The organism is Rhizobium sp. YTUHZ044 (genome assembly GCF_051123975.1).
Taxonomy (GTDB): Bacteria; Pseudomonadota; Alphaproteobacteria; order Rhizobiales; family Rhizobiaceae; genus Rhizobium.
In genome coordinates, this window is the sequence record NZ_CP101426.1 from 3,451,172 (window position 1) to 3,469,234 (window position 18,063).

Annotated in this window: 18 protein-coding genes; 3 read left to right on the plus strand and 15 right to left on the minus strand. The window is 60.9% G+C overall.

The annotated features are described in order from the left end of the window. Positions 1-20: 20 nt before the first annotated feature. Positions 21-743 (plus strand): phosphonate metabolism transcriptional regulator PhnF, encoded by a 723-nt coding sequence (gene phnF / locus NL154_RS17080; RefSeq protein WP_434733085.1) that lies wholly within the window; start codon positions 21-23, stop codon positions 741-743. A gap of 205 nt (positions 744-948) precedes the next feature. Here the strand turns inward: phnF and NL154_RS17085 are convergent, their stop codons facing one another. The 15 genes from NL154_RS17085 to NL154_RS17155 all read right to left on the minus strand — a co-directional run bounded on the left by NL154_RS17085 (position 949) and on the right by NL154_RS17155 (position 14,470). Beyond that, entirely contained in the window at positions 949-1,398 is a 450-nt protein-coding gene (locus NL154_RS17085) for a CopG family transcriptional regulator (RefSeq protein WP_434733086.1), read from the minus strand. Position 1,399: 1 nt separating this feature from the next. Next, positions 1,400-3,418 (minus strand): conjugal transfer protein TraG, encoded by a 2,019-nt coding sequence (locus tag NL154_RS17090; RefSeq protein WP_434733087.1) that lies wholly within the window; start codon positions 3,416-3,418, stop codon positions 1,400-1,402. 126 nt (positions 3,419-3,544) lie between these two features. Beyond that, entirely contained in the window at positions 3,545-5,287 is a 1,743-nt protein-coding gene (locus NL154_RS17095; protein ID WP_434733088.1) for a relaxase/mobilization nuclease domain-containing protein, read from the minus strand. Between the two features lie 237 nt (positions 5,288-5,524). After that, positions 5,525-6,475 (minus strand): lytic transglycosylase domain-containing protein, encoded by a 951-nt coding sequence (locus NL154_RS17100; RefSeq protein WP_434733089.1) that lies wholly within the window; start codon positions 6,473-6,475, stop codon positions 5,525-5,527. Positions 6,476-6,532: 57 nt separating this feature from the next. Continuing rightward, on the minus strand, positions 6,533-6,859 hold the full coding sequence (locus tag NL154_RS17105; protein ID WP_434733090.1) for a DUF736 domain-containing protein: 327 nt from the start codon (positions 6,857-6,859) through the stop codon (positions 6,533-6,535). Continuing rightward, positions 6,856-7,407 carry a S26 family signal peptidase gene (locus NL154_RS17110; protein ID WP_221147836.1) on the minus strand — a complete coding sequence of 184 codons (552 nt, stop codon included), beginning with the start codon at positions 7,405-7,407 and terminating at the stop codon, positions 6,856-6,858. The genes NL154_RS17105 and NL154_RS17110 overlap by 4 nt, the downstream gene beginning before the upstream one ends. Next, positions 7,404-7,922: a DUF2840 domain-containing protein gene (locus NL154_RS17115; RefSeq protein ID WP_434733091.1), complete on the minus strand. Its 519-nt coding sequence runs from the start codon at positions 7,920-7,922 to the stop codon at positions 7,404-7,406. Before NL154_RS17115 ends, NL154_RS17110 begins: the two co-directional genes overlap by 4 nt. 291 nt (positions 7,923-8,213) lie before the next feature. Continuing rightward, the gene (locus NL154_RS17120; protein ID WP_434733092.1) at positions 8,214-9,074 is read right to left on the minus strand and encodes a replication initiator protein A; all 861 of its coding nucleotides are present in this window, start codon (positions 9,072-9,074) and stop codon (positions 8,214-8,216) included. 17 nt (positions 9,075-9,091) lie between these two features. Continuing rightward, positions 9,092-9,355, minus strand: a complete 264-nt coding sequence (locus NL154_RS17125; protein WP_434733093.1) for a helix-turn-helix transcriptional regulator — start codon at positions 9,353-9,355, stop codon at positions 9,092-9,094. A 164-nt stretch (positions 9,356-9,519) separates the two neighbouring features. Then, a complete protein-coding gene (locus tag NL154_RS17130) occupies positions 9,520-10,026 on the minus strand; it encodes a DUF2285 domain-containing protein (protein WP_434733094.1) in 507 nt (168 codons plus the stop codon). A gap of 70 nt (positions 10,027-10,096) precedes the next feature. Next, positions 10,097-10,309 carry a transcriptional regulator domain-containing protein gene (locus NL154_RS17135; RefSeq protein ID WP_434733095.1) on the minus strand — a complete coding sequence of 71 codons (213 nt, stop codon included), beginning with the start codon at positions 10,307-10,309 and terminating at the stop codon, positions 10,097-10,099. A gap of 151 nt (positions 10,310-10,460) precedes the next feature. Next, positions 10,461-10,724, minus strand: coding sequence for a DNA -binding domain-containing protein (locus tag NL154_RS17140; protein WP_434733096.1), 264 nt, complete (start codon positions 10,722-10,724; stop codon positions 10,461-10,463). Between the two features lie 155 nt (positions 10,725-10,879). Next, entirely contained in the window at positions 10,880-11,035 is a 156-nt protein-coding gene (locus tag NL154_RS17145) for a helix-turn-helix domain-containing protein (protein ID WP_434733097.1), read from the minus strand. A gap of 327 nt (positions 11,036-11,362) precedes the next feature. Next, entirely contained in the window at positions 11,363-12,544 is a 1,182-nt protein-coding gene (locus tag NL154_RS17150; protein WP_434733098.1) for a DUF932 domain-containing protein, read from the minus strand. Between the two features lie 384 nt (positions 12,545-12,928). Continuing rightward, positions 12,929-14,470, minus strand: a complete 1,542-nt coding sequence (locus NL154_RS17155; RefSeq protein ID WP_434733099.1) for a hypothetical protein — start codon at positions 14,468-14,470, stop codon at positions 12,929-12,931. A 176-nt stretch (positions 14,471-14,646) separates the two neighbouring features. On the opposite strand from NL154_RS17155, the gene NL154_RS17160 reads away from it, so the two are divergent. Next, on the plus strand, positions 14,647-17,010 hold the full coding sequence (locus NL154_RS17160; protein WP_434733100.1) for an AAA family ATPase: 2,364 nt from the start codon (positions 14,647-14,649) through the stop codon (positions 17,008-17,010). Then, complete coding sequence (locus tag NL154_RS17165; protein ID WP_434733101.1) at positions 17,007-18,050, plus strand: hypothetical protein; 1,044 nt, start codon at positions 17,007-17,009, stop codon at positions 18,048-18,050. Before NL154_RS17160 ends, NL154_RS17165 begins: the two co-directional genes overlap by 4 nt. Positions 18,051-18,063: the final 13 nt, after the last annotated feature.

Sequence of the window (18,063 nt, forward strand, 5' to 3'; positions counted from 1 at the left end):
AAGAGTAAGAAGGAAGCTTGATGTTTCAGGGAAAGCGCTGGGAGTTTGTAAGGTCCAAGATCGAGGAGAACATCGCCTCGAACAGCCTCGCACCGGGGGAAAAACTGCCAAACGACCTGGAACTGGCAAAGCTCTATGGGGTCAACCGGCACACGGTGCGATATGCCATTCGGGCCTTGGAGCAGAAGGGGATTTTGCGTGTCGAACAGGGACGGGGTACGTTCGTCGTGGAAAACCCGACACCGTATCTTCTCTCGGCGGAGACCCGCCTCACGGACAATCTCATCGCGCATGGGCGGCTGGCGCGACGCAACATTCTCTCCTCGGATACGATCGCCGCGGACGAGCGGCTGGCAAAACATTTACAGCTCTCGATCGGTGATGAGGTATTCTCCATCCGCACACTGAGTTTCCAGGACGAGGTGCCGATCGTCATCGCGCACAGCTATTTCCCCGCACAGCGCGTCCCGGGATTGCTTGACGAGTTTTCTGGTGCAAATTCCATTTCCAAGGCGTTGAAACGTGTCGGGGTCGAGGGCTACACCCAGCAATGGGTGCAGATTAACGCCAGGATGCCGACCGAGGAAGAAGCGCGTCTGCTCGGCATGTCCACCAGCATGCCTGTCTTCATCAAAGAGAACCTCGACTGCGCTGATGGCAAACCGGTCAAGTTCGGTGAAAACGTTCTCTGCGCTTCGAGGATCAATTTCCTCATCAATTTTGCCGAGCTGAAATCCCAATGATCAAAGGTCGCGACTACCGCGACCTGTCCGCGGCGCTGGCTCGAGCGAGCAAGCGCATGAGAACTATGTCTTCGTCGTCGCGCGGGACTAGAGGAGGGAACAATTATATAAGGAACCGTGCACCGATTCATGAGTTGAGTGAAACTATGCAAGTTCGCCAATAGATCCCTTCAAGTCTAATTACGTCTGCGAGCCGCGGCTGAGTTCATCTTGATCGCACAGGAGGCGTCTCGCTGGAGGGCGCACGATCGGTAATTTCATCCCAAAGTCTTCGATTATTGGCCAGCCGCCGCCCGAGTGCCTCCATAAACTTCTCATACCTCTCCGCGCCCTTGGCGCGCGCTGCAGCCTGCGCCTCTTCAGGTAGTGGCGGCGTTGCATTCAGCCAGAAGCGAACAAAGAGAGCGAGGGTTTCGCTGGTGATCTCCAGGTCTCGCTCCAGCCGCTGGAGATGACGATCGATCCGTTCGAGGCGTTTAATGAGGGCTGCCTCATTTCGTTCATCGGCATCCGGCGACAAAAACGATGCGATTGCAGCTTCCGCGATGAGCGACGTCGACTGTTTTCGCCGGTCTGCGAAGTCGGACAGTTTTCGTTTTAGATCGGGTTCGAGATACGCGGACAATCGCTGTTTCTTCTCCGGCTGTGGCGACATGTCAGAGCTCCACGCCATCATTAGGGTCCATCGAGGCCTGCTGCGCGACCTGGCGCATGCGCCGCGTCACGGCGCGGACGGTGAGCGCATCCCGCTCCAGTTCATCTGTATCGAGATCAAATTCGTTCGACATCGGTACCATGGGTTCGGCTGCAATGTCCTTGTGCGCTTCCAGCCCCGGCTCCCGCCGAAGACCGGCATTGGCCTCATCGTCCGTTCCCTCGGCGGCTTTCGTGTCAGCGCCTTTCGACCGAAGCTCCTGCCCTGACCCATTGTCACCTATTGCTATCACAACCCCGCCGGACCAGTCGTCCGCCGTTGAGGAATTGTCGCCCGGCCGAGCGGGCACGGGTGCCGGCACAACCCGTGCCTTCAATCGATGATCCTCGTAATAGCGCGCCTTCTTCGTCCGGATGGGGGCAATGCCGGCCACCATGACGATCTCGTCATCCGCCGGTAGCTGCATCACCTCGCCCGGCGTCAGCAGCGGGCGCGCGGTCTCCGAGCGAGAGACCATAAGATGCGAGAGCCAGGGGGCAAGCCGATGGCCGGTATAGTTCTGCATGGCTCGCATTTCCGTCGCGGTGCCAAGCGAATCCGAGACACGCTTGGCGGTGCGCTCATCATTGGTGGCAAAGCTGACGCGTACGTGGCAGTTGTCCAAGATCGAGTTGTTGGGACCGTAGGCTTTTTCGATCTGGTTGAGGCTCTGCGCAATCAGGAAAGCTTTGATGCCGTAGCCTGCCATGAAGGCGAGCGCGCTTTCGAAGAAGTCGAGGCGGCCAAGTGCTGGAAACTCGTCGAGCATCATCAACATGCTGTGCCGGTGATCCCGGGCATGCAGATTCTCCGTCAGGCGCCGGCCGATCTGGTTGAGGACGAGACGCACGAGCGGTTTGGTCCTCGATATGTCGGACGGCGGCACGACGAGATAGAGGGTCGCCGGAAGATTTCCTCCAACGATATCGGCAATCCGCCAGTCGCAGCGTCTCGTGACGGTCGCCACAACGGGATCGCGATAAAGTCCGAGAAAGGACATGGCAGTGGAGAGAACGCCTGAGCGCTCATTGTCGGACTTGTTGAGGAGTTCGCGCGCCGCACTGGCAATCACTGGATGCGGCCCCTTTTCTCCAAGATGCTGCGTGGCCATCATTGCGGCCAGCGTCGACTCGATCGGCCGGCGCGGATCGGAGAGAAATGCGGCGACGCCGGCGAGCGTCTTGTCCTTCTCGGCATAAAGCACATGCAGGATCGCGCCGACCAGGAGTGAGTGAGAGGTCTTCTCCCAGTGGTTCCGCTTTTCGAGAGAGCCTTCCGGGTCGACCAGGACGTCGGCGACGTTCTGGACGTCGCGCACCTCCCATTCACCCTTTCGGACCTCCAGCAGCGGATTGTAGGCGGCTGAATTGGGGTTGGTCGGATCGAACAGCAGCAGACGGCCATGCCTGGCGCGGAAGCCGGCGGTCAGTTCCCAGTTCTCTCCCTTGATGTCATGAACGATCGCTGACCCTGGCCAGGTCAGAAGTGTGGGTACGACAAGACCAACACCCTTGCCTGATCGCGTCGGTGCAAAGCAGAGAACATGCTCCGCACCATCATGGCGCAGATAAGCATCCCCATGGCGACCGAGCACGACACCATCATCACCGAGCAACCCTGCCTTTTCAATCTCCTCGCGCTCGGCCCAACGGGCGGAGCCATAGGTGTGGACATCCTTCACTTCGCGTGCCCGCCAGATCGACATGGCGATGGCGGTCGCGATCGCGATGACGCCACCAGAGGCGGCAATGGCTCCGCCTTCCAGAAACACATGAGGAGCATAGGCATCATAGACGTACCACCACCAGAAGAAGGCGGGTGGCGGATAGACCGGCAAGCCGGCGAGCTCGAACCAGGGCGATCCGAGTTGCGGCTGGAAACCAAGGCGCCACGCGGACCATTGCGTCGCGGCCCAGATCATGATGATCACGATCAGGAGGACGGCGAGGATCTGGCTCCAGAGGACACGCGTTGCCGGCAAGTCGATGGTTTCCCTTCAGATGATCAAGCTTGCAGTGGAAACTCAGGCCCGCGGCCGTTGCAACGCGCACGCAAACGGCTTTCGCAGGCGAGCGAAGCGCATCGCAAAAAAACTTGAGCGCTGCGGTCAAAGGCCGAGGCCACGCTTGCTGTTAAAGCTCCAGTCGACGCCGCCATCGGTACGGGCGACGCCGGAGATGTGTTGGCCGAGATGCTTTTCCATGGACGGGATCCAAGGCACGAGCCTGAAGCCAAGCCCGTCGTTGACCATCGCGAAGCGGCCGGAAGCGAGCGCGAAGCGCTGGCGATAGGTTCCGGCCACATATTCGCCCTGCCCCGATTTCTGAAACGGCAGGCTCGTCTCCTGGGAAAGCTTCTCGCCGAGCGCATCGACCTCCCGCTCTCGCATGGTGGCGAGAAGACTGCGGGCAAAGATCACTCGGCCTGCCTCGCGATGGGCCAGGCCCGCTTCGATCAGATGCTCGGTGCGCGCTTCCATGGCTTGGCGCACCTCGAGGCCAAAGCCGCCCCCAAGTGCGGATGTCTGACCGCCGATCAGTTGCCGGTCGATCCACGTGGCGCCCTCGGCTGTGACCTGTGCATCGAGTGCGAGATCCGAGCAGACGGCAAGGGCCGCCCTCTTGCCCCCCCGTACGTCCTCAAATCGGCGCAGCTCGACGATCGAGCCGGGCTGACTATCACCCGTCGCATCCAGGTCGACAAAGCGGATGTGATGAACGCGGCCATCCACGCCGTCGACAACGGCAAAGGCCGAGCCCTCTAACTCGTCGTCATGACCGCGCTCAACAAGGCGGCCGATGATCGGCGAAGAATGAGCGTCGCCTGTCAAGACATAATCCGCGGCCGCTCGTTCAATCGCCTGGGCCTTTAGTGCCTGATGCATCCGCTTGATGATGTCGCCGCGGCTTCCAAGCGCGCGAAGCGTTGCCTCCGCGTCGTCAGCCAGAACCCACTGGCCGCCGCCGATGGAGTGGGCAAGGCCGAGACGCTCAAGATAGCGAAGCCGCCCGACCTTCTGGATCTGGTAAGCATCCGGCTGCTGCTCCGGCGACGGCGCGATATCGATGATACCGTTTCGACCGGCGTCAGCAGAAAGCTGGCGATCGAGGGCTGTCCAGCGGTCGGCCTCGACTTGGGCGTTGAGCGCGCGGGCAATGTCGCGCTCGGTGCGCGGACCTAACTCCTGCGTGACGAGATCCTGGGCGCGGTCGCGCAGGCCCGAGCGGATATAGTCGCGATCAATGACGAGATCCTGTCCATTGTCTGTGCGGCCGCGCAGGATGACATGGACATGCGGATTATCGGTGTTCCAGTGGTCGACACCGACCCAATCGAGCCTGGTGCCGAGATCCTGCTCGGCCTGACGCATCAAGTCGCGCGTGAAGCGCTTGAGGTCTTCAAGGTCGACGGCGTCTTCCGGCGAGACGATGAAGCGGAAGTGGTGCCGATCGTCTCCCAGGCGTGAAGCAAAATCCTTCGCATCGACATGATCACTGTCCGGGCCGAAGAGCCGGGCCTTCTCACCGTCGCGAGTCACGCCATCGCGGCGAAGATAGTCGAGATGGCGCGATAGTGGCGCCGTGTTGACCCTGTTGCGCACCACGCGTGCCTTGACCGTGCAAAGCCGCGTACGAGTGCCGATCAGTCGGTTGGCGCGGATGCTTGCGACCCGGCCGCGCGCAAAGCTCGGGCTTCGAGCCTTGACCTTCGCGACTGCGCCGGAGCGAGAGACACGGCCTCCGGCTTTTTCGACGGCTGCCAGTGCCTGGGCGATAAAGGGTTTTACGCGCTGGCTTCTGGAGGAACGGATGCGACCAAGGCGGACTCGGAAGTCGTCATCCCGGTTCATGCACGGATCCGATGCGATGTGCAGGTATCATTGTTTTTGCTGTAGGTTCCAGGGACGCACACATCGCATCTTGCGCCCACGATGTGCGGGAGAGACCAAAATCCTCAAACAAAACAACCGACCATCCAAACCGCGAGGTGCGGCTTTTATCTTGCCTTCCCCGGTTGCCTCCTCGGCTCCCCCGCCCGCTTCCGCAGTTGCTACGATCCAGTTCGCTGCGGCACGCGAAGACGCTCCTCATGGCTGGCGCTCCTCGTCAGTCCCGCCCCGCACGAAGATGCCCTCGGAGGCCGGTGCTAGGGCCGAAAGATCGACGATCGCCGCGGTATTCTCCGAAGCTTTCGGATGCCCGTCAGTCCCGCTCTTATGCGCTTTCTCGGCGTCCATCGTTTGCGCGAAGAACAACGGTGCATCGGCCCATTCATCGCGCCGTGAACGCGCGGCGATCGACAAAACTGGCACCGCTTCGGTGTCGATCATCGGTACGAGTTTTGCCATGTATTCGATCGTTTCACGCGGCAGCGGATTGCCGGTGACGAGGTGCTTTTCGTAGCGGGCCGGACCGGCATTGTAGGCGGCGAGGAAGCCGGGCGAGCCGTAGAGATCGTGCAACTCGGCGAGATAGGCTGCGCCCGCCAGAATGTTGTCGCGCGGCTCGAAGATATCCGCGCCGAGGTGGTGACGCGCGCGCAATTCCTCCCATGTCGCCGGCATGATCTGCATCAGGCCCGTCGCACCTTTCGGCGAGATCGCGCCGGGATCGTCGCTGCTTTCGGCATGCATGACGGCGCGGATCCAGCGCTCCGGAATGGCAAACCGCCTGGCGGCTTCCGTGATGAACCCGGCATAGGGATCGCGCGGATCGGGAACAGCCAAAGCGTAGGCGAAGCGCTCGCTGGATGGCGGGTCGGCTGATGCCATACGGGGTAGCGACACGATAATCGCGAGTGCGACCGGCAACGCGATGATCGCATTCATGATAGCGCGGTAGCTCGTCTCGACAGACTCCGCGAGCCTGCCATCGTGCTCACTGCGCTCAAGGGCAAGGCTTCGCCGGCGCCTCAAATTTTCCGGACGGGCATCGCCGGAAGGCATGTTCGCGTCCCGGAAAATTGGCCGCCGCCCTTGACCTTCGCTGCGCGCGACGGCTGTCCGATGGGCGATCGGGTCGAGGGGATTGATCGCCATGCAATCGATCAAGGGGATTGGACATGAAGAGTCGCGGGAACGATTGTCGCGCATGACTTAGCCCTGTTCGTCGCGCCGGGTCTTGCGCGTCCAGTGCAAATTCCAGACATCCTTCTTTGTGTCTGATTCGAACATGCGGGCGCGGATCGGCTCGACGAAGGAGGGGTCGTCGATGGCGACCGAGAGATAGCTGCCGGCGCGCTCGCCAGTGCGGTCCCAGCCAGCGCCCACCTCGAAACCGGAGGCGAAGACACGGTGGTTCGGTGCATTCTCTACGTCCGATTCTTCGGCCGGGAGAATGGTGACTTCGATATCGAGGGTGAGTGTGCGGATGCGTCCGAAGAAGCCGTCTTCCTTGCGCGTGAAGGTGCCAATCTGCGTCATGGGATTTTCCTTTCCTGGATCGTGGGAGGGGATGTTGATGGGTCGTCATCGGTCAACAGGGGGATCGCGCGACCGATAACGGTTGCAAGCGGAAGCGCGCCGAAATACCGCCCGTCGAGACTGTCGGGCACGTCCCAGTTCATGAAGAAGGCCTGGCCTTTTTCGACCGTGATGCAGCCCTGCCAAACGGGTAGCGGACGGCCCCGGCTGTCGCGGTCGAGCGCGTGGCCATAGACCATGTCATAGGCGCTGATCGCCCCGCCGTTGCGGCAGACCTTGGTCCCCGGGAGCGCCAGCACGCGCTTGATGAGCGGCACACCCTTCGGCAGGTAGCCGCGCTGATCGAGGAAGCCCGCGAGCGTGTCGGGCGGCATCACCACGGCAAGATCGGCGACATCAAGCTGGTCGACCGGTTCGATCCGATAGAGCCCGATCGGCGCGCTGGCCGAGGCATTCCAGACGAGCCGCTTTGGCGGATCGAAGAAGATCAGGCCGGTGGCAAAGAGAGCCGAAACATAGGTCGCGATGATCCAGGCGAAGCGCGTCATCGGGGCTCTCCTTCGTCACTGGGATCGCCAAGAGCCGCCCGTTTCAACCAGGCGCGATGCTGATCGCGCGAATAGGCGTGGAAAGGTTCGTTGACGCTGAGACGGTGATGAAGATGTCGCCAATGGTCCGGCGAAACTTGCGTGGGCTTGATGCCGAGCGCCTCGATCGCATCGATGGCGAAGAGCACGGTTTCGACCTTCGGCCAGCCGTGGAGCCTAAGCAGGATGTCGCCGCCAGGGCGGACGAAGGGCAGCGTCTGATAGCGCTCGCCGGGGCGAACGGCACGGACGATGTCGATGCGCGAGATCACCGTACCATAGTCGTTGGCGGCCCAGCGGACGAAGGCGAAGAGGCTGCCGGGGGCGAAGCCGACGATGCGTCTCTCGCGGCCGATCCGCTGTTCGGCGATGATGTCGCCGAAGCGGGTCCAGTGCTCGATCCTGCCCTTTCGCCAGGTGAGTTCCACCACGGTCGCATCGGCGGGAAAGCTGTCCGGCCTCTCAAGCGTGGTCATGGCGCGCCTCCGACGTCGGCACGGGCGGGTGGCGCAACGGGCCGGATCGGCCTGCGATCGGCCGGTCCACAGCGGCGGTTTTGCGGGGGTGCGTTAGGCAGAATCCGAAGGATTCTGTGTTAGGTAAGTTAGAGGGGGCCGAATTGGACCTGATACGCCAATGGGTTACGCCCCATTTGCGTTCCCGATAGCACGGGGATCGCGTCCCTGATAGCACGGGTTTCGGCGTTCCCGATAGCACGGGCCCATCCACACCTTGTCCACAGCACGCGAGATCGAAAGAGCGGACCGTCATGGCGCCACCCGTCGCATGGGTTTGGCAGCGGCTCTTTCCGGCGACACCGGACGGAAGGTCAGCCGCTCTCGTCCGTCCGGATCGATCGACATCGCCAGCCGGTAACCGACCAGCGGCTGACGAGCGACGATCGCCCGCACCTCGAAGCGGAAGCGGCGGAACTGCGACAAGCTGCCGGACTTGAGATGCAGATGCTCGAGATCGAAGCTCCAGCCCCAGGACTGACGGCCGCCATGCTTGCGCACCAGACGATAGAGCCAGCGCTCCAGGCCGCCGGTCAGATCGAAATAGGCAGCGTCGATGGTCAGGATCAGCGCGTTGTCGAGAACGCCGGCATAGAACCAGTCCGGCAGGATCAGCTCGACGCCGAGCGGCCGGCCTTTCTCGTCCAGCCGCTCCTTCCATTCGGCGATCCAGGAGAAGCGATGGCGCCGCCGCTCCGACGGCTGGCGAATGGAGGTGACGACGGTTGTCGACTGCAGCCGATCGAGCGCCGCCTTCAGCCGCTCATAGCTGCGGGCGGAATCGTCGCGATTGATGAAGGTGAGGATCTCGTAGGGGGTGGCTGACATGAAGCGGGACGTGCGCAGGCCCTTGTCGCGCGCCTCGACGATCTGCGAGGCCGCCCAGATCAGGATGTCTGCGTCCCAGATCGTCGCCATGCCATGTTCTGCGGTTGCCTCCACGCGGATGGCAACGTCTCCCATCTTGAAATCGATCGGCCGAATACGGCGGGACTTGGCGAGCGAGAAGAACGGCCAGGACATGAGGTCCTGCGCATCCCGAGCGGCGATATCCCCTCCGCGAGCCTGAAAGAGTTCGAGCTGCTGTCCCTGGTATGTCCGATGCGTCGTCATGGGAGAAACCACACCGGTTATCGCGCCGTACCGACAGCGGGAATGAGGGCCGGTGTCGCTCGCGCCTTGGCCGCCTCGGAGGTCGAATGCCGCGCGGCGGCTTCAACCCATGCCTCAAGATCGGCGACCGAATAGACGACGCGGCCGCCAAGCTTGCGATAGATCGGGCCGGTACCCTCGCAGCGGTGCTTTTCCAATGTACGGGGAGAAAGATCGAGCAGGCGGGCGGCTTCGGGTGTGCGCACGAAACGCGGCCAACTGGAATCGGTTTTCTGCTGCATCTTGGGCCTCCGTCACGACCGCCGCGGAACGGGCGGATCGGTTGCGAGGATGGCGAAGATCAGCGGGCAAGGCGGAGTGACAAAATTCGCGCGCTCCAGTGAGTGTCCCCCCATCGACGGCACGACGAAGGGACGGTCTGGTCGCGTCAGATCGGAGGATCGTCTTATTCGGAGTCGGGCTTGAGCAGCCGGCGATAGCCGACCTTGATCAGCTGCTCAGCGGCCTTGAGCAGACGGTGCAGGCGCCGCCGTTCCGGGCGGTTCTTCCAGTCGAGCGAGCGCAGTTTCTCGAGCGCCGGATTGAAGAGGACGCTTGCAACCTCCTGCCGGGAAGATCCCTTGGCGACCCCGTCCCAGGCGCGCAGCATCAGGCTGAAGCGATGAATGCGATAGGGAGAGAACCGCTGCCACCGTGGCGGCGGACCGGCCGACTGCTCGGACAGCCAGCGATGCCATCGCTGCAGGCTCGCGAGACGCTCGGGAAGATGGGGATCGAGCGGGATGAGAACGGCGGCCTTGAGCGGCGCCTCGCCGTTTGGAAACCACAGCCGGTGAAGCGCGTCGACATCGCGGATGCTGACGTGAAACCCGTCAGCCTTCATCACGTTTTCGGCCGGCAGCGCGTCCGGCTCGAGGGAAAGGCAACCTTCGAAGGCCGGTGGCGCCGGCATGATGATCAGTGTCGCGGGAAAGAACTGCGGTAGCCAGATGGGATTGGATTGCGTGGCGGGTCGGTAGGGATCAACCGGAAAACGTGAGACCCCACTGCCGGGTCAGGCCCTCCCTGGCTGCGATCAGCGCGGCCGTACCCTTGCTGCGTTCATCCGTCACCGCCTTGTAATGCGCCCGGTACTCATCGTTGCGGCGCAGGAACTCGAAGCTGAGCTCGCCCCGATCCAGCCGCCCCAGTTCTTCTTCAAACTTCGGCGAGCGCCAATCCTCTAATGGTTCCATCAGCAAGTCCCCTGCGAAGCAACATGAGAGTAGCACTCATGTATTCACGCAGGGTCCAAAGGCGGCAACCCTCAAATTCGGAATGGCGCGGTTACGGAACACGCTCCAAACGGGCATATGGAAGATGGCGACAACGTGACGTTTCAGAACGTCATTGCGTCCGGCCGTCAAGCAGGTGCCGGTACCCCTCCTTCGTCATCCACCGGGCGCGGGCGAGATGCGTCTCATGGATGCGCCTGGCGCGGTCGGGATTGGCGTCCGGGTCGAGGCCGAAGATAATCTGCACGGCTTCACGCCAATCGGCGCCCTCCGCGTCTGCGTCGAGCAAGCGCAGATAGGTCGAAAAATGCGCCTCGTCATAGTCGTTGACCCGGTCGGTCAGCGGCGGGCCGTCCTCGCGCAAGGGCTTGCTCATCGATCGATCCTCACCATGCGGGGCGCCTGCTTCATTCCGGTTCTGCCCCATCGACCGGATTTAAGAGTTTCACAAGCAGGGCGTTCCCGCAAGACCAGATCGGGTCTGCCTGCGCCCCGGTTCTAAGATGTTTCGGAGGAGCAGATAGGCCTACTTCAGGACTCGTCGCGCAGGAACTCGATTGGATCAACGCCCAGAGCGGTTGCGAGCTTTTCGAGAATGTCGACCGACGCCGCGAATTCTTCGCGTTCCAGCATGCCGACATAGTTGCGATTGACATGAGCACGATGGGCAAGCTCTTCCTGCGACATGGACTTCTCATGTCGGACACGGCGCAGGTTTCTGGCGACTCTCTCCCTCAGGCTCATAGCCAAGGAGTCGCCAGATACCCAATATACTACCACCCAATATATTAGGTATTCGGCCGGATGGCCAGTCACCCGGTGGGAAGTTTGTGCGTCGGAAATGCGAGCCGGGCGCAGCCCGGCGAGCGCACTACCAAAGTGGGAATATCGCTATGCCGGAAAGATGGGTTCACGGCTTGTGGCGAATACGGCAGGTTCCAGCGCGTCGACTTGACGCGCGGCGGGCAGCCGGACCGGAAGCGAAATCCTCCCTCGCTTCCGGTCCGTTTTCCATCAAACCCGATCAAGCAGCGTCTTCGCCTTCCCTTCGAGACCAAGCCGCGCATCCTGATGCGACTTGGTGCGGGCATGCGCCGTCATCCCCTGCACGAAATCGAAGATACTTTCGGGCGGGCGTCCTTCCTCGGCCAAGACGGCATCGATGATCTTTCCGGTTTCCGCCTTGCTGAAACCGCGCTTGCGCAGGAACACCTGCCGGTCCTCGTCGGTATAGGCAACGATCCGCTCCCGCGCCGCCTTGATGCCGGCCACGAATGGCGCGGGGGACGAATTGGCGAACGAGCGCAGGGCGGGGGCTGCCTCATGGGCGAACCGCTGCGCCGCGAACTTCGAATGCCGGATGGTGATTTCCTCGAAATTCTCGCAGCCCCACAGATTGCGGTTCATGCAGACGGCGCGCAGATAGAAGCTCGCGATGCCGAGCGTCTTGCTGCCGACTTCGCTGTTCCATGCGTAAAAACCCCGGAAGTACAAGTCCAGCTCTCCGTTCGAGAGGCGTCCTGCCTCGATCGGATGCGTGTCATCCACGAGAAACAGGAACACGTCGCGGTCGCTGGCGTAGAGCGTGGTGGTGTCCTTCGTCACGTCCACAAAGGGATTGTGCGTCATGGTCCCCCAATCCAGTACGCCCGGCACCTTCCACATCGTATCGCCGACGCCGTCGCCTGCGATCTTCATCACGGCTGAGACAAGTTCATGATCCCAGATGCGGCCATAGTCTGGGCCGGTTACGGCGCGCAACTCGACGCGGCCGTCTTCCGCTTCAAGCGTCTTGATGAGTTCGGCTCGGTGCGACAGCAAGCAGTGCTGCAGGTTGATGCCCGCCAATGGCGCGGGAAGCTGGCGCATGTAGGTTGCCGGCGCGCTGACGAGACTGCAAAGCTGGCCAAAGCTCCAATGGGTGGGCGCAACGGGTTCGTCCTGTCCGGGCACGATAAGCGCCAATCTCTCGGCATTGTCGCGGCTGGCTTCGACGCGCACGGCGCGGCTTTCCACTGTGCGGGCCGTGGCCCGATCCGCCCTTGCCTTCACGGCATCGTAAAGCTCCGTCAGCGACAGATAGCGCTCGTCATCCGGCCGCGAAAACCATTCCGACGAAACCCGGCCGATCCGCTCGCCGCGCGAGATGTCCACCTTGAACCCCTGCCCGACCTGCTGATTGCTCATGCTGTTCATGTCCTTGCTCCTTTTCCCGTTAATGCCGGAGGCATGTCCCTCGACATGCTTCCCGGGGGCGCGCGAGCGCGCGGGGATGGAGGGGGCAAATGCCGGCGAGCATGGCCGGGCCGCCAGCGTGAGCGGGACCAGGTGAAAACAATGGGAAGTGATGACCGTCGTCAGTCCTGCGAACCGGCGGGCCTGCCATGCGCAGGCGGCGTTTGCGGGGAGCAAGGGGGAAAGTCTCCCTTGGCTCCCCGGCTTTGAGTGTTGTCTAACAGAGGCGATGCCAATCAGATGACAAAGCGATTTTCATGGGATTGTGCGGTGCACGTCTCCGGCAGCCACATCCGCTCCGGTCACAACAGAAAGCAATCGTCGAGCTTCCCGCCGACCGGCGTGCTAATCATCGAGAATGTTCATCGCCTCTCGCAGCGCCCTCAGTCGTGCAGGTGGTGCACTCTCTAGCCAATAGCGCGTGTGTGTGAACCTCGTCGACGGTCGATCAATATCTGCAAGGTCAATGTCGTCAATGGCCGGACCAAATGAAGGGCCGAGCGGGCCACTGATAAGATCTCCTTGGAAGACATGGCGGCTGCGATCAAAAATGTTCGTCCAGCGCACGACGGCAAACGACGCGCCGTGGTGGAGTGACCACTGTGGCGGGCTTTTCCAGGTCGGAAACGAAAGCAGACGGGTGTCGTCCTCTGGCTCTTCGATGGGAAAGCCGCCGATCTTCTTGGCGATCGCAAGCGTTCGCGGCTCGAGATCTTCTCGGACGGGGGGAGAGGTCGGCAACTCACGTTGCCTCTGCCGCGCCTGGAGGTCCGGCCAGTCGCGCGCCAATAGGAATTCCGCGTGCGTCAACGGACTTCCGAGCGTGAGAAAGTCGCTGATCAGCCAGTTGGCGGATGGTCGACTTGGATTGCGCATGGCCCGACGCAGCTCGGCCTGCGCTTGGCGAAACCTTGAATACTCCTCGCTCTTGCGAATTGTTTGGCATTGTTCCAGCGTCAGGCGATCATGCACGCCCCCGGGCCGCTCTTTGATGATGACGGCATCCAATGCAGCGGCTGCCATTTCCAGTCTCTGAAGCGCGGCGAATGAGCCGGAGTTCGTCTGGAATGTTCGCGCCTCCTCTCGTTCGGCCCAGAAATAGGAAATGAGGTCGTATGCCAGAATCGTACCGAGGCTGTGCGCGACGAGGATAACGCGATCGTACTTGTCGTCCCTATGCAGCGCTCGCAGCAACTCCAGCCCACGCTCTCGCACCGCGGCTCTTGCGGCAATGTTGTCGGGTTGCGCTCTTGTATAACGCACCACCCGCCCGAATGACTTCGTGGCCAATTGATGGATTATCGTCGTGAGCGCGGCTACGGCAGCCAGAACGACCGCGCGAACCCAGTCTGGGCCGATCGTGCTCCAGAGCGATTCCGGCAGAACTGATAACAACGCCAACCCCGCTGCCAAGATGGAGAGAGCCCAGAGCAAAAACCAGGCAGGACGCACCGGAACCGGCACTTTGGATAGGTGTCGAAACAGCAGGTAGCGCACCCATGAGACGAACTGCTCCCAGGTCGACCCGGCCGTGAGATCAGCCCAATAGAGTTCGTAGAAATCCGTGCGCACGCCTTTGGGGTAGTTCTTCCCTTCGGCGGTCTTGCGGGTCGTCAACCGGCGCAGTTCGAGCGAGCCGGTCTTCGGGTCGGGTTTGCTCCAAATGTCGTCTGCGTCATCACGAACAGTCGACCACGGTAGGTCGCCGCGCCAGATGGTCCTGGCAAACCCCTTGATGGTATCCATTGGAATTTGTTCGCCCATGCCGTGGACGAGAACGATCGCCTGACGCCCCGCCCGCTCTCCTCGGCGGGCTGGTTTTTTCGCGGGTGCTTCCCGCTCGTCCAAGTTCGGATTCTCACCTGCCGTCGAAGCTTCATCATCCATGTTCGGACCCGCGCGTTAGGCCAACGTTACTATTTCTTGAGGAATTTCTGCCGCCTTGCGTATTTCTCACATTTAGTCATATTTCAACCTAGGCGCGACTAGGAGTCAACCGGCGGAGAGAAGTATTAGTAAGACTTTTGCTGACGCACCGACGGTTTCGCGAAGGGGGATTTACTGTGCTTTTTTTTGATCATGCCCGGAGGGGCGATTTTCATCCGCGCTCGCTAATTGAAGGCAAAGTGGCGGAGTTGAAGCGTGATATCCAACGGTATCTGTCGCGAGACGCGCTCGAAAGTGCCCAGACGGACGTTCCCAATGTTTGGAAATATCCGCTCGAACCCGATGTGACTTCAGGCCTGATGGAACTCAGCAATGGTCGCTGCGCCTTCTGCGAACAGATGGCTTCAAGGCTTGCGCCCTACCGCTTTCGTCCGCCTGCTCACGCGCTTTCTGATGGAGGAGCCACAACGAAGTCCTGCTATTTGTGGCTTGCCTTTCACTGGGAAAACCTGTTTCCGATCTGCGATGAGTGCACGCCGTCGCGGAAGAACTATTTTCCCGTGATCGGCAAGCGGGCTGAGATACCGGAGTTCAGCCAGGAATTCGACGCGTTCCAAGGGCCCGCGCTTGATCTGGACGAAGACCCCGTCCTGTATTACCCGGGTGAAAGGCGGATCACACAAGCGTTCCAGATCCGCTTGGATGGGCGCCTCACCGGAAGCAGACGCGCCGACCCGACGATTGCCCATTTCAGTTTGAACAGACCGGCGCTCGTTGAAGAGCGCGGGCATTTCCTGACGCAGTTGATCAAGGAATTGCTCGCCCGCCCCTCAAGCGACCATTCCTATCCGTCGCTTCAATCGTCCGCTCCATATCCCAGCGCAGCCTATCTTTTGACGTCGCGCATTGGCCGCGAGATCCGACGGCAGACGAAGCGAAAGCTCAACCTTGCGCCGTCAGCGATCGGTTCAGCGATTGCGCGGCTATGGCGCGACGGCGATGCTTATCCGATCATCTTCAGCGCCATCGAGGAAGTCCGTCGGCAGGACGAGAATCGCGGACTCCCGCATCCCGTGGCTATTGAAGAAAAGCTTCCCAAACCCGAAGTCGACCTTAATCAACCACGTATCAAGCACGTCCGCATCCAGAATTTCAAATCGTTGGAATCAATTGATTTCAGCATGAAGGCGCAGATGCCGGAAGTGGCCGTCGCTATGTCGGTGCCCAACGAATTCACCGATGTGCCGGATGCTCCATGCCTGTTGATCCTGGGTGAAAATGCGACTGGGAAGAGCAGCATCCTTGAGGCGATTGCGCTGACCTGCATTCCAACCGCCCTGCGCAATCAGCTGCAGGAAAGTCCTGCCGACCTTCTCCTGGACCCCGAATACATGGGAAGTGCCGGCCATGACCCGATAGATCGCGGATCGATCGAGGTGGAATTCCACAATGATGCCCCAACATTGAAGCTCGTGCTCGACCGGTCGAACGGCATCTTCAGCGACGACTCCGCTGCCCATCATCCTCTTGTCTTCGCCTATGGCGCCCACAGGCTGTTCGACAAAGAACAGCGCGACGACGTGGTTCGCCATATCGACACACTGTTCAGACGGGACCAGGTGATTTCGAATCCGGAGCCCTGGCTGATCGGACTATCCAAGCGGTCTCCGGAGTCGCTTAACGAGGTTGTCAGCGCACTTCGCCACATCATCCAGATCGACGGTCATTTCCGAAACATCGAGGTGGGACGCGACCAGGAGGGGCGGGAATACTGCGCGATAAACATTGAACGCAAGAATCCAGATGGACTTCTGAGGCAGCGGCTGAGCGTGGTCTCGTCCGGTTATCGAGCCGTTCTTGCTGTGGTCTGCGACATCTTCTCAAGGCTGCTCGAGCTATCGAACTACGATCCCCGAGCGGCGCGCCACGCACGCGCCATCATCCTGATCGATGAGATCGAAGCCCACCTGCATCCACGTTGGAAAATGCAGATCGTCTCGGGATTGCGCCGCGCCCTACCGCGCTCGACATTCATCCTCACTAGCCACGACCCGCTCTGTCTCAGGGGAATGTTCGCCGGAGAGGTGATGATGCTGAACCGTTACCGCAACCGCGACCAGAGGGCCGACAGCAACATGAATGAAGTGGTCGAGCAGATCAGCGACTTCGCAAACATCGAAAACCTGACGATCGACCAACTCCTCACGTCAGACATCTTTCAGCTCTTCTCCACCGACGACCGCCGCATCGAAACGACATTCGCTGAGGTGCCAGCGATCCTCAAGAAGGAAGAAGAATTTCTCCGGACAAGGGAAGAGCGCTGGCGCTTGTCGGAACGGGAGCAAACGATTCTTCGCGCGTTTCGCGACGAGATCAGCAATGGATTGCCCTATGGAAAGACCGAGGTGAGTAGGCTCGTGCAAGAGGCGGTGGCGGAATATGTTGCTAGCCGCAGGGTACGGGACAAGAGCAGCAATGAGGAAAAGCGCGAGCGCGCGAAGACTGCAGTCAAATCTTATCTTGGGGACCTGCTCGGATGAGGCGCGTCGACCGTTCGCAGAGTACGGAGCCCTCCATCCTGCACAAACCCGACAAGGCCGGTAAGACTGAACTTGATCGCGTCATCGAGCACATGAACGGACCGGATGCGGCAAAAACGTTCGAATTCGCGCGCTATAAAGAGAACGCCGTCAAATCCGAACTCGAGCGGCTTTTTCACGGTAAATGTGCTTACTGTGAGAGCTTTTACGGAAGCACACAGCCCGTTGACGTCGAACATTACCGTCCCAAAGGCGAGGTCGAGGGCGTGGCCGGTCATCGCGGCTACTACTGGCTGGCGATGGACTGGCACAACCTACTGCCCAGTTGCATCGATTGCAATCGAAGGCGCGAGCAGAAGGCGCCGAGCGCTCTCGTCGGTAGTATCGTCAAGCTGTTATCAAGCGGGGAATTCGATCGAACCAGGAAAATGTCCTTGGGCAAATCCTCGGCGTTTCCGCTCGCGACGGAAACGGGGCGCGCCCGTGGTCCGGGAGACAATCTGCTTGTTGAACAACGGCTGTTGCTGGACCCTACGCGTGACGACCCACGCGAGCATCTGAGCTTTCACATCGATCGCGACAATCTTATCGGACTCGTGTTGCCGAAGTTGGCGACGCCGGCAGCGCTCGGTCAGCCGCCGAACGGCCAGCCCGGTGATCTTGTTGCCCTCGCTACCCAGGCCGGGGTCAGCCCCATGGGTCTCGTGTCCATCCAGGTGTACGGGCTCAATCGTTTGAGCCTAGTCCAGGCTCGGACGAAAGTGTTGCGCGACCTGGAGTTCATCTTGGAACTCAGTATCGGCCTTGCCGAGATCATAGAGGACATCGACAGCGAAACGGCTCGCAAGACCGCCCAACTTGGAGGAGCGGCGGCACCTCAGGCACAGCAACTCCGCGACGACATCGCATTCAATGCAAAAATCAAGAGCCGCATCGAAGGCTTCAAGCGAGACACGCTGGCACAGCTAAAGCGTTTGGCTGACCCAAAGGAACCCTACTCCGAGTTGGTAAGGGCATGGATTTCAAAGTATCTGAGCTGAGCTGGCGCCGTGG

Excerpts from the sequence above, each read along its gene's own strand:
- phnF (WP_434733085.1), top strand. The coding sequence starts at position 21 with ATGTTTCAGGGAAAGCGCTGGGAGTTTGTAAGGTCCAAGATCGAGGAG.
- NL154_RS17085 (WP_434733086.1), bottom strand. The coding sequence starts at position 1,398 with ATGTCGCCACAGCCGGAGAAGAAACAGCGATTGTCCGCGTATCTCGAA.
- NL154_RS17095 (WP_434733088.1), bottom strand. The coding sequence starts at position 5,287 with ATGAACCGGGATGACGACTTCCGAGTCCGCCTTGGTCGCATCCGTTCC.
- NL154_RS17100 (WP_434733089.1), bottom strand. The coding sequence starts at position 6,475 with ATGGCGATCAATCCCCTCGACCCGATCGCCCATCGGACAGCCGTCGCG.
- NL154_RS17105 (WP_434733090.1), bottom strand. The coding sequence starts at position 6,859 with ATGACGCAGATTGGCACCTTCACGCGCAAGGAAGACGGCTTCTTCGGA.
- NL154_RS17110 (WP_221147836.1), bottom strand. The coding sequence starts at position 7,407 with ATGACGCGCTTCGCCTGGATCATCGCGACCTATGTTTCGGCTCTCTTT.
- NL154_RS17115 (WP_434733091.1), bottom strand. The coding sequence starts at position 7,922 with ATGACCACGCTTGAGAGGCCGGACAGCTTTCCCGCCGATGCGACCGTG.
- NL154_RS17120 (WP_434733092.1), bottom strand. The coding sequence starts at position 9,074 with ATGACGACGCATCGGACATACCAGGGACAGCAGCTCGAACTCTTTCAG.
- NL154_RS17125 (WP_434733093.1), bottom strand. The coding sequence starts at position 9,355 with ATGCAGCAGAAAACCGATTCCAGTTGGCCGCGTTTCGTGCGCACACCC.
- NL154_RS17130 (WP_434733094.1), bottom strand. The coding sequence starts at position 10,026 with ATGCCGGCGCCACCGGCCTTCGAAGGTTGCCTTTCCCTCGAGCCGGAC.
- NL154_RS17135 (WP_434733095.1), bottom strand. The coding sequence starts at position 10,309 with ATGGAACCATTAGAGGATTGGCGCTCGCCGAAGTTTGAAGAAGAACTG.
- NL154_RS17140 (WP_434733096.1), bottom strand. The coding sequence starts at position 10,724 with ATGAGCAAGCCCTTGCGCGAGGACGGCCCGCCGCTGACCGACCGGGTC.
- NL154_RS17145 (WP_434733097.1), bottom strand. The coding sequence starts at position 11,035 with ATGTCGCAGGAAGAGCTTGCCCATCGTGCTCATGTCAATCGCAACTAT.
- NL154_RS17150 (WP_434733098.1), bottom strand. The coding sequence starts at position 12,544 with ATGAACAGCATGAGCAATCAGCAGGTCGGGCAGGGGTTCAAGGTGGAC.
- NL154_RS17155 (WP_434733099.1), bottom strand. The coding sequence starts at position 14,470 with ATGGATGATGAAGCTTCGACGGCAGGTGAGAATCCGAACTTGGACGAG.
- NL154_RS17165 (WP_434733101.1), top strand. The coding sequence starts at position 17,007 with ATGAGGCGCGTCGACCGTTCGCAGAGTACGGAGCCCTCCATCCTGCAC.